7 protein-coding genes are annotated in these 9,776 nt (G+C 43.9%); 4 read left to right on the top strand and 3 right to left on the bottom strand.

Annotated features, from left to right (window positions below; all coding sequences use genetic code 11):
- The first annotated feature begins 112 nt into the window (after positions 1 to 112).
- Positions 113 to 640 carry a GIY-YIG nuclease family protein gene (locus QT998_RS27115; protein ID WP_333118885.1) on the top strand — a complete coding sequence of 176 codons (528 nt, stop codon included), beginning with the start codon at positions 113 to 115 and terminating at the stop codon, positions 638 to 640.
- A 302-nt stretch (positions 641 to 942) separates the two neighbouring features.
- Here QT998_RS27115 and QT998_RS27110 read toward each other — a convergent pair whose 3' ends face one another.
- Entirely contained in the window at positions 943 to 1,989 is a 1,047-nt protein-coding gene (locus QT998_RS27110; protein WP_333118887.1) for a Fic family protein, read from the bottom strand.
- 74 nt (positions 1,990 to 2,063) lie between these two features.
- Positions 2,064 to 3,137 (bottom strand): hypothetical protein, encoded by a 1,074-nt coding sequence (locus QT998_RS27105; RefSeq protein WP_333118888.1) that lies wholly within the window; start codon positions 3,135 to 3,137, stop codon positions 2,064 to 2,066.
- Positions 3,138 to 3,378: 241 nt separating this feature from the next.
- Between QT998_RS27105 and QT998_RS27100 the strand changes: the two genes are divergently transcribed.
- The gene (locus QT998_RS27100) at positions 3,379 to 4,002 is read left to right on the top strand and encodes a siphovirus Gp157 family protein (protein WP_333118890.1); all 624 of its coding nucleotides are present in this window, start codon (positions 3,379 to 3,381) and stop codon (positions 4,000 to 4,002) included.
- A 235-nt stretch (positions 4,003 to 4,237) separates the two neighbouring features.
- On the opposite strand, the gene QT998_RS27095 is transcribed toward QT998_RS27100, so the two are convergent.
- Complete coding sequence (locus tag QT998_RS27095; protein WP_333218208.1) at positions 4,238 to 4,477, bottom strand: hypothetical protein; 240 nt, start codon at positions 4,475 to 4,477, stop codon at positions 4,238 to 4,240.
- A 270-nt stretch (positions 4,478 to 4,747) separates the two neighbouring features.
- Here QT998_RS27095 and QT998_RS27090 point away from each other — a divergent pair, with 270 nt between their 5' ends.
- Positions 4,748 to 8,320, top strand: coding sequence for a hypothetical protein (locus QT998_RS27090; RefSeq protein WP_333118893.1), 3,573 nt, complete (start codon positions 4,748 to 4,750; stop codon positions 8,318 to 8,320).
- Between the two features lie 367 nt (positions 8,321 to 8,687).
- Positions 8,688 to 9,719, top strand: a complete 1,032-nt coding sequence (locus QT998_RS27085; protein WP_333118894.1) for a hypothetical protein — start codon at positions 8,688 to 8,690, stop codon at positions 9,717 to 9,719.
- The last annotated feature ends 57 nt before the right edge of the window (positions 9,720 to 9,776 follow it).

The following is a 9,776-nucleotide window of genomic DNA, read 5'->3' as shown; positions in this document are numbered from 1 at the left end:
AAATACATAAATATAGTTACACGGAGAAAATCAATTAGGATTGCTCTAGGTCTAGAAAATCATTTAGGATTGCTATACAGCGACACTTATTGAAGGAAAATTAGTCAAAAAAGTGGGAGCGCAAAAATATGTAGCTCGTCCCAAACAACCCAAACGTATTTATCGTTCGCACAGTACATTTCAAGTGGGTATGCGGGCCGAAAATTGGGTAAATTTTATGATATTTGTCAAGAAGAAGTTAGAGAATATATTAGTTTACACCCCAATAAACGGTCAAATTATCAACGAGGTAAAAAGGCAGCAAAGCTTATTAGAACGGTCTTGTAGACATTTTTGTCACCCTTTCAGAAAACCACATTCAAAAATGGCAAAGAAAATGGCAGGATACGTGTATCTCCTGCACTTTGAAAAGCCGATATGTTCAACTCATCCAGCCCAACACTACGTCGGCTGGACAAAAGATTTGGACGAAAGGCTTTGGAAACATAAAAAAGGCAGAGGTGCTAAATTTTGCGCCGCTGCCCGAGAACGCGGAATAAACTTTGTCTTGGCAGAATGCTGGGTTGCAGACAAAAGTTTTGAGAGGAGAATCAAAAGGCAAAAAAATCACAAACGTTTTTGCCCTCTTTGCAAAAACTGAACTGAAAGGAAAAATCAGCTTTTTTTTAGGAAATGCAATCCCACTAGGACGAAACATAACAGTTTTCAAACATTGTGAGATACAGTTGACCGATTACCTTTTTCCCCATTACCAAGAAGCTAATTTTCCGGTCTACACCGCTTTCATGAGCTTGCATAAATAGTTGCAACTGGGTGTTAAGTTTCGTACTTAAACTCAACACCCAGTTGTTTGTCCGTAATTCCTGTATCTATTAGACATCTCCCATAATGATTGTGGAACAGGCCGTTGGGCCTGTTCTGAACTGTCTTTTTGGGAGATATCTATTGCTTTCGCCAATACGCATCTACCCCTCGTCCCCGACATTGCAAACGCCCCGCATCTCTTTCCCGGCGCAATAGACGGCGAATCAAATCAATTCCCACTGTTGGACACCGTTCCTGCAATTCCCTAATCGAGAATTCTTGAGGCAAATTGTTAATCGCATCCAATACGATCGCCGTTTTAGTTCCTTTTGCAGAAGTAACATACCCTACCCGCTGCTCAAACTCCCGATAAGCTGATAGCAGCATGACTCCCAAAAAATACTCCCACCAAGGTAACAGGTTATGCTGTCCTTCATGCCATCCTTGGGAAGATTGGTAAAGCGTATCATAATAGCTTTCCTTAGTTCTCTCCACAATCCGTTCTAAGCTAATAAATCGCCCCACCTCATAACCGGCTTTGTATAGCAGCAGCAAAGTGAGCAACCTTGCCATCCGCCCGTTTCCATCTAAAAAGGGATGAATGCACAAGAAATCTAAAATGTAAGTTGGAATCAGCAATAAAGGTTCTATCTCGCCCGATTCCCAGAGGCGATTAAAGCGTTCTTGCAGGCGTTCCATTGCCGCAGGAGTAGCAAAAGCGGGAGTAGGTTGAAACCTCACCACTTTAGTCCCGTCAGGATAAGTAGCGCTAATTTCATTATCCACTGTTTTCCAGCGCCCGCCTGTATTAACAGCAAATTGGTAAAGGTCGCGGTGCAGTTGTAAAATGACACCTGTACTAAAAGGAATGTGGGTATAACTGGTATGAATTGTAGTTAGCACGTCCCGATAACCCGCAATTTCTTGTTCTGAACGATCGCGCGGCGTTGTTTTTTCTGTTACTAATTTCTTAATCCGTTCTAGCGGCACAGTAATGCCTTCAATGCGGTTAGAAGATTCGGTACTCTGAATAACCGCCGCTTGGCGCAAAGTGCCTAAAACTTGTGGGGCTTGTTGTTTGAATAACTCCTGCTTTCCCTTGTACTCTCCAAGCAAACGAATTGTTTGCAGAAGTCTTTGGTTGAGCTGTTGACTTTCAATGAACCCCTCTTCAAATGACAGCATCTCTATTTTGTCTCTTTTGTATTAATTATAAACATTTATTGCAGTCAATAAGTCGGATATTGCGTGCGCTCGCATCAAAACTTTGAAACCCGATTGCAAGCAGAACCGACGCCAAATCCAGATAAATAAGTAAGGCGATAGTTGCTTTTAGCCATAGCCCTTGCCTCTCTTGTTGTCCAAGGTTTGACGCTTAGCAAATCGGGTTGAGTTTCCAGTTGCCTTAAATAAGAGCGATCGCCCGTTACAAAGGCGATCGCAATCGCCAAGAACTTGCAACAGCTCAAAGGAGCCTGAACCACCTGCTTTTCAGTAAACCTAACCACAATCCAATTCCACTCTAAGAATAATTGATTGCGGCGCATATCCCTGTCAGCATCGCAGCAGTGAGTGGGCTTCTTAGATTTGCCAGCATAAGGTTCATCAATCTCGACATCAATTCCGAGTCCAGATGCAGTGTGAATTACAATAAAATCTGCTGAATAGCTCCTCTGAGATGACGGAATTTTAAACTCTGCTGCTTGGACAACTTCCTCGAAATATTGCTGCAAATATTGCAAAAAGCGTTGTTCACTCACTCCTTGCCGAGCTTGAGATGTGCCATTAGGACTAACGCGAAGTGACATCAAATCCTTGAGCAATCGATTTCTGGAATCTAACTCAAGTTTTGCGCTTTTTAAACCTGTCTGCAACCCTTGTTTCTCCACCTTAAAACTAGAAACTTCTTGCTGTTTATTAGAGGATAAATGTTGATGGGATAATATATTTTGTTGATTGTACTCAAGAAGTTGCTGCTTATACCTGGATAGCAGTTTTTGACGGCAACCAAACACATAACTATAAGCAGCCGCCATTAAACATGAATAAGCAGCTACTACCAACAGCATTTCCCACCACAGCCAACCCCAAGAAATAGCTAACAGCGGAAGTGCGATCGCACCATAGAGCCAAAACACCCAAATTAACCACAGCAACTTGACAGGTAACACCACAGGTGGTTGAGGCGGAGTCAACAAAAAAACAGGTTTCCCGAATTGTTGAGTTTCTTGAAGTTGGGATGAGGTGGCACAACTAGAACTTGCCTCTGGCAAAGGATATTGATGGCAGAATTGCATTACCACTTTTGGGTAAAAAACTATAGGATAATTCATAACTTTAAATACTCCTTTTTTTAAGAGCGCGGTCGCGCTATTTTTAAGAAAGTTTTTTGAATTGTATGCCAAAAATTACCCAGTCAAACTCACAAAATTTAACTCATTCTCAACCAGTTAGCAAAATTCAAAAGGACAAACAAATCTCTCTTAAATCCGACCCGGCAACAATGGCTGCGCTTACTCAACTCGAAGAACGCCGCGATTATTATCACACCTGCATCAACGGAGGATACTAAGCATGAATTTAGCCACAGCGACGCTTGCTCAAAGTTCAATAACTGCGGCTCAACTTTGGCATCAACTAGAGTCAGCAGAAAGCTCAGAAGAAATTGACCAACTGCTGCAATCCCTTTGGCAAACCCAAGAAACCCAGGAACTTGCTGTTGATGCCCATGCCGACTTAGCCGACCAAATTGATGCCGAAATTGCAGGAATTACAGCCAGGATGCAGTATTTGATAGAACTGCATTCAAGAGCTCTCCACAAACTCCAGGGGTGGAGAGAGCGGTTAGACAAAACCGTTCTCTACTTCAACGAGTGTGGCGTGTTAACTTCAGAAATTATCGGCAAACACCGCCGCATTACTGTTAAGGAAAATCCGCCTACCTGTGAAGTTTTGATTGATCCATTTCAACTGCCAGAACCCTATCGCCGAGTCGAAACCAAAACCGTATTTTCTGCCGACAAAAAGGCGATTTCAGACGCTTGGAAACAAGGAATGCCTGTAGATGGCACTAGGGTTTTTCGCAAGCGCAAAGTGGTTTACAGCTTGCTTCCCGGTAACAATTTGCACTCTCTTCAAGCCAACCAGACGCTTGAGAGTCGTTCTTCGGATAAAACGCAGTCCAAAAAACGGCGTTAGCCATCTTTTCAGGTGTCAGGAATGCCTTGATTTTACACCTAAATTATTAGACATATCCGAATTAGACACCTCCGAATTATACCATTTATGAAAAGTCATGCGACAGTAGCAACAGTAGGTTGATTTCGTGAAATAAACCCAACGATGCAGATTGTAGCAAGACTTTTTAGAAATGGTATTACAATGTGACACGTTTGTTTTGTAAGAGCGAAGACTTAATTTTGGTCGATATCTATTACAAATCAATCCAGTATTGAGGGTTTTCAACTTGTTCTTCGGTGACGTTGAACAACTTTGACGCTCTATTTTTAATAACCCCGTCAGCATCAAGGCTCAAACCTCCAAACTGCTGACTGTTTTCACCCTCTCCAAAAGCAACGCGGGCAAGTGCATCGCTATCGCTATCAGAGAAATAATTTCGCTGGCTTTCCATAGCCGTACTTGTGCGAACTACTTTCACTTTTTTTCTCCACATTGGGATTTTCAATCTCATTGTAACACGCTACTTTTCTCTTCTAAAACCCTCCAATAGGAGGGGGTGACTATCACTCAGTAGCAGGAAGTTTTGAAGGAACAACCTTGTCAAAATCTGGACTTACGCACTCAGTACAATCTTCTATCAGTGTTCGCTGTGCTTCGCAATCTCAAACCCTTATATAGTCCCTCATTTAACTGATGATTGCTATATTTGCATTGCTGTGCGTAAGTCCTAAAAATGTAAAAACTCGGATTCAGGAGCTAATCAATGAGCAGAAGAAAACTTACCCCAGAACATCGCTCCACAGAATGGGTAGCTGGGGAAGGACTAAAAATCCCAGTCTTTGATATGTCCTTGACTGACGGTAGAGCAAAAGGGCGATACCAAGCTGAATCAGAAGTGCTGCGTAACTCCCTGCTTGAACTGCTTTTTGAACCTGAAGAATTAGCATCCCTAACCATCGTTAAACCTGACCCAAATGATAGCAGCTTCGACCCTCTCAAAAACATCGACTTCGGAGATGGCATTGGCAGAAGAGTTGCTTTCAGCTCCGGCAAAAATGTGTACTTTGCAGACATCGAACTCTCAACCAAACTGTTGAGCGTATTCAAAACTCAACCCGACCACGCCTGTCGCTATGGCTCACTGCTAGTTAGCAGTTGCAACCTTGGAGCCAAATTGTTAGATAGCTCCCTTGACGGCGAAACCTTGCGAGTCAAAATTGTTGATTCTCAAAGCGATGATGAGAGTGAAAAAGCGAAAGCTCATAAGTGGCAAACCGGAGACTGTCACGGTAAAATTTCACCGGCACTAGCCCAACAATTAGGAGGGAATTACAACCGACCTTTTCAATTCAGATTTGCCTGGATGCAGGAATGGGGACAAGAAGACTGCCACACTCCAGAGATTAGCTTTCTTGCCAAAGGAACGCTATTGCCTGATGCTAATTTAACCTCCGACTTGGATTATGATATCATTATGGATCGCTCCTCTATCAAAGGAGTTGCTAAAGAGCAATTAGCTGAACTTATCCCCTGTGGCGACTACGAATTTCCCAAAGCTATACTGGGAAATCGAGGCAACGCCAAAGTAACTGAATACGAAAATTCCTGGCAGTTTTCGATTTGGTATTCTGAACCAGCTATTCAGGCTGACATCGCGACACCGACTAAAGTTGAAGCCCAAAAGCTAGCTGACTTGCAAAATAACCGGCTGCAACTTGCCAAATACTTAGTAGAGCAGCACGACAAAAAAGCTGCTTTTCAATCTAGCCTTCACGAAGACAGCAGCGGATTACAAGACGAAACAGATGAAAAAGCCCAGCGCAACGAATCCCGGCTAATTTCAATTTTGAGGAACGACAAACTCGGTCAACTCCTCGACTTTCCCAAAGTCGTCGATTTCATGCAAGAACAACTGGCTAAAAAGTGGAAAGATTTAGCAATTAAGGGAGCAATTCATCACGGTTCAGCAATGGCTCAACCTTGTGAAAACCTCCAACCCGGTACAATTGTTGCCCCCCACTTGCGACACGGCACAGAAGTCATCGTTACCCGATACCCAATTGTCAGTAAAGATAACATCCGCCGCTACACAGTAGACAACAAAAGCCATCCTGAATTAACGCAGTACAAAGGGTGCGTTTTCATTCGCTCCGACCAAGCCATGCAGCATCATCAATGCGATTTTGACGGCGATCAATTAGTGATTACGCCTGCTTCCCGAATGCCGAATATCGCCTCTGAAACCAGACACGCTAATCAAGAGAATGAGTACGATGCTGTTGAGAAGCGAGAGAAAGTTGACTACACTAAAGCTACGGATAGTAATGGCGCTCGCAGGTATACCAAATTGCGGCAAATTGCCGTAGCGATCGCCCAAAATAAAATCGGCTGGGTTGCTACCTTAATCGGGAGAGTGCAATCGTCAGCAGCAGAACCGGGACAGCCAGAAAGTTTATTCAATCAACAGAAGCGGCAGCTTCTTGGAAAGCTATTTGATGGTCTGCAAATTGAAGTGGACAGTCCCAAAAGTGCTACTCGCACCGAAGACCACCACCCCACCCTGCTGTCCAAGGCTAAGCAGTGGTCAGAACAGCACCCAAGCTACCTATTTGACTACAAAGACGACCCCAGGCTTTACAAAACCGTGCCATTACCTATAGGAGACGGCACCGCTATCAATTGCATTGCTAGGGAGGCTGTTAACCCAGAGTGGGAACCGACTCGTCTAAAAAGCCGCCACCGCGACGAATTTCGCTACCTGTTTGAGTCTCCTTCTGATTTAGATGAACGAGAAAAATGGGAGAAATATTATGTCAGGTGGGCGCAAGATATTAAGGAACGCTATCGAGAAAGGATGGGTGAAATTCACTTGGAGTGCGGCGGCGATTCTAAGGCAATTAAAGAAGCAGTCAGCAAGTTATACGAGAGCTTAAGAGCCGATGTAACTGAAGCTTGGACTGACCCTGAAGAACGGTTTTTAGCTGCTAGTGCTATGTGGCACGTCGAAACCGCAAATCCCAACTTAGAAGTTCCTCGCAAAGCTTGTAAGGAACTTTCTCGCCAACTGCTGATTGAATTCAACCTTGAACCTGAGTACGAGCGACTGCACGAAGCTATGCCAAAAGACACTTACGTTCTGAGCGTCCCTTTCGAGGAATTTGAACGGGACGGCAGCAATAAGACTGTCATGGATAAGAAGCGACAGCCAGTTGGCAAAGACTTAGCTGGACATTGGAAAGAATTGTTAGACAGCAAAGGCATTAAATATGAAGCAACTTTGCATCCGAGCCTGCCAATGGTCAATTTTGCCTTTATTGAACCCAGCGACAAACTGGTGGGAATTCTTGAGAAGAAGTTTTGCGAAAATGTCAACGACATCGACAGTTTAGACTTAACCTACCGTGATGGTCTTGGTCGCACCAAAGATGTGAGTTCACGCATTGTAGCTCCTGCAGATTATACTTGGCTTGAGTCCCAAAACCAAACACCTAAAGCAGCATTGGTTCTCAATTTGTTTACGGATGAAATTTGCCAGCAATTGCAAACCTTTCAGTTTGACAGAGCTGAGCTGATTGGGCAGAAGTACAATGACTTGAAAGATGTTGACTTTAGCAGTCCCAAATGGAGGCAGAAAACATTGACTTTTGAGGTGGGTTCTGTTAGCGGTAGCGGTTCGAGGCGCGACGGCAGCGCCATTGTCCTCCTTGACGGACAAGAACTAGCCATGTTCTCTACTAATTCACCTAAATTGCCGATCGGCACTACCTTTGAGGCCACTATTGAACCCTCGCCTAAAGGCAGCGCTTTGATCTTAAACATCAACCCTAGCTCTGTGCAACTAATTGAATCAGTTGAGGAACTTTCAGAAGTCGCGCCAACCCCTTGTCTTGACCGATCGCTATCGGTATCGCCAACTCCTTGTCAAGAGCGAGCGCTATCCGTATCGCCAACCCCTTGTAAAAAGCGAGCGCTATCCGTATCGCCAACCCCTACCCAAAACAAACCGCCATCTCAACCCGAAGACATTGCTGCCAGCCCCGCCCACCTCTCAGAATTGCTGAAAGATGCGATTTCTGAAGCATATAACCAAACTGGAGAAACTAAAATCCCTGTGGGGAACTGGACAGCTTTTATTAGCCAATCTCGCAATAATGTTAGGTGTTTAGTCAGAGATGAAGCTGATAATCCGGTCTTGGCTGCTGACTTAAAAACAGGTCAAATCATTAAGAAGCTTTCTGACAACAACAGCTCTCAGTTTATCAAATACCTCAGAGAGGTTGATGCTGAATTAGCTTCTACATCTTCAAAAAAAAGAGATGCAGATACACAACTTTAACATCAACTACCGCACAGCTAAGAGCGGGTAGGTGTGAACGCCAAGAAAGCTCGTTGACCGAACAGTTAGTTTTTTAGTGAGTTTCAAACAGGGGATAAGCTGTCGCGCCTTTAAATTGTATACTTCAATCTTTGTGGGAAAAGCGTCAAAGTCTCTCCCCCTCTCTCTTTCTCCCCCTCTCTCTTTCTCCCCCTCCCCAACCAACAGATACTTTAGATGCGTAGCAGCTTAATTATTAGTAGACGACGATTCCCCCTCCGATTGGAGGGGGTCACTTTAACTCCCCAAAACCGCTCTTCCGAGTGAAGTCAGTAGCCATACTGCTCGAATTTCATTGGAAATATCCACTCACGCCGCCACAAAGATTATGACTACAAAAACAGCATACCGAAGCCGAAGCCAGGGAAACTACATCACCCCTAACACAGCCGAGGGCAAGAAAATCCTCAACTACCTAAGAAATCGCTGCGAGAAAGCTTTAGATTACTGCCTGGAAAACGGACTCACCAGCGTAGAAGATTTTGCCGATACAATTGAAGAACTAACGGAAGCAGACGGCAAACCAGGCATTAGCGTCGAGGTCAAGCACAACGGACTCGTCCTCAGTTTGAGCGATCGACCTGAGTACGGCTCTACCACAGGAAAATACATGATGGAACACTTGGGAGAGCCGGACGACTACCGATTTACTAAAACAGGAATTGAAGCATTACTCGATTCGCCTCGAACTAAAACAAGGTCTAAAAAAGACAATTTACTTGATGAATTGGATGATGATCCACCCTCCCCCACGTCTAAATCTAAAGTTGCAACTAAGTCTAAAAAAGACGATTTGCTAGATGAATTAGAGGATGAGCAACCCTCGCGTCGATCGAAATCTCAAACGACCAAGAAGTCTAAAAAAGACGATTTACTAGATGACTTAGAAGATGATGAACCATCGCAAAAATCGAAATTTAAAGCCAATATCAAATCACAAAAAGATGAAATAGAAAATTCTGATGACGACGAGCCATCACCCAACTCTCAAACCAAAAGAAGACCCCGAAAAGATGACCTAGAGGAATTGGAGTCGGAGGAACTACTGCTTAAATCTAAAGCTTTAACCCGCTCTCCGAGAGATGAACTAAGTGAACTAGATGAGTTTGAAGTCAAAGAACCTCAACCTAAAGCTAAGCCTCAAACTAAAAGCCACCTTCAAAACTCTGAGCGAGAAGATTTGGAAGACGAAGAATTATCAGCTAAATCCCAAGCCAAAAGAAAATTTCAGACAAATGAAGCGGTAGAAGTTGCTGAATCCTTAGCACGGACACCTTCAAAAACCCGAACGAGCCAACAGCGACCTCAAGGCACAAAATCAAACGACCAGAACATCGATAGTAAGCTGCTACGCAGCTAAACCGGATAAAATAGCATTGCCTTTATTTTTGATTTTTCGATCCCATTTAATAACCAT

It is taken from the genome of Microcoleus sp. S1D4, assembly GCF_036700765.1.
Taxonomy (GTDB): domain Bacteria; phylum Cyanobacteriota; class Cyanobacteriia; order Cyanobacteriales; family Microcoleaceae; genus Microcoleus.
The sequence above is the reverse complement of the archived record's forward strand: the minus strand, read 5'-3'. Positions and strand labels throughout refer to the sequence as shown.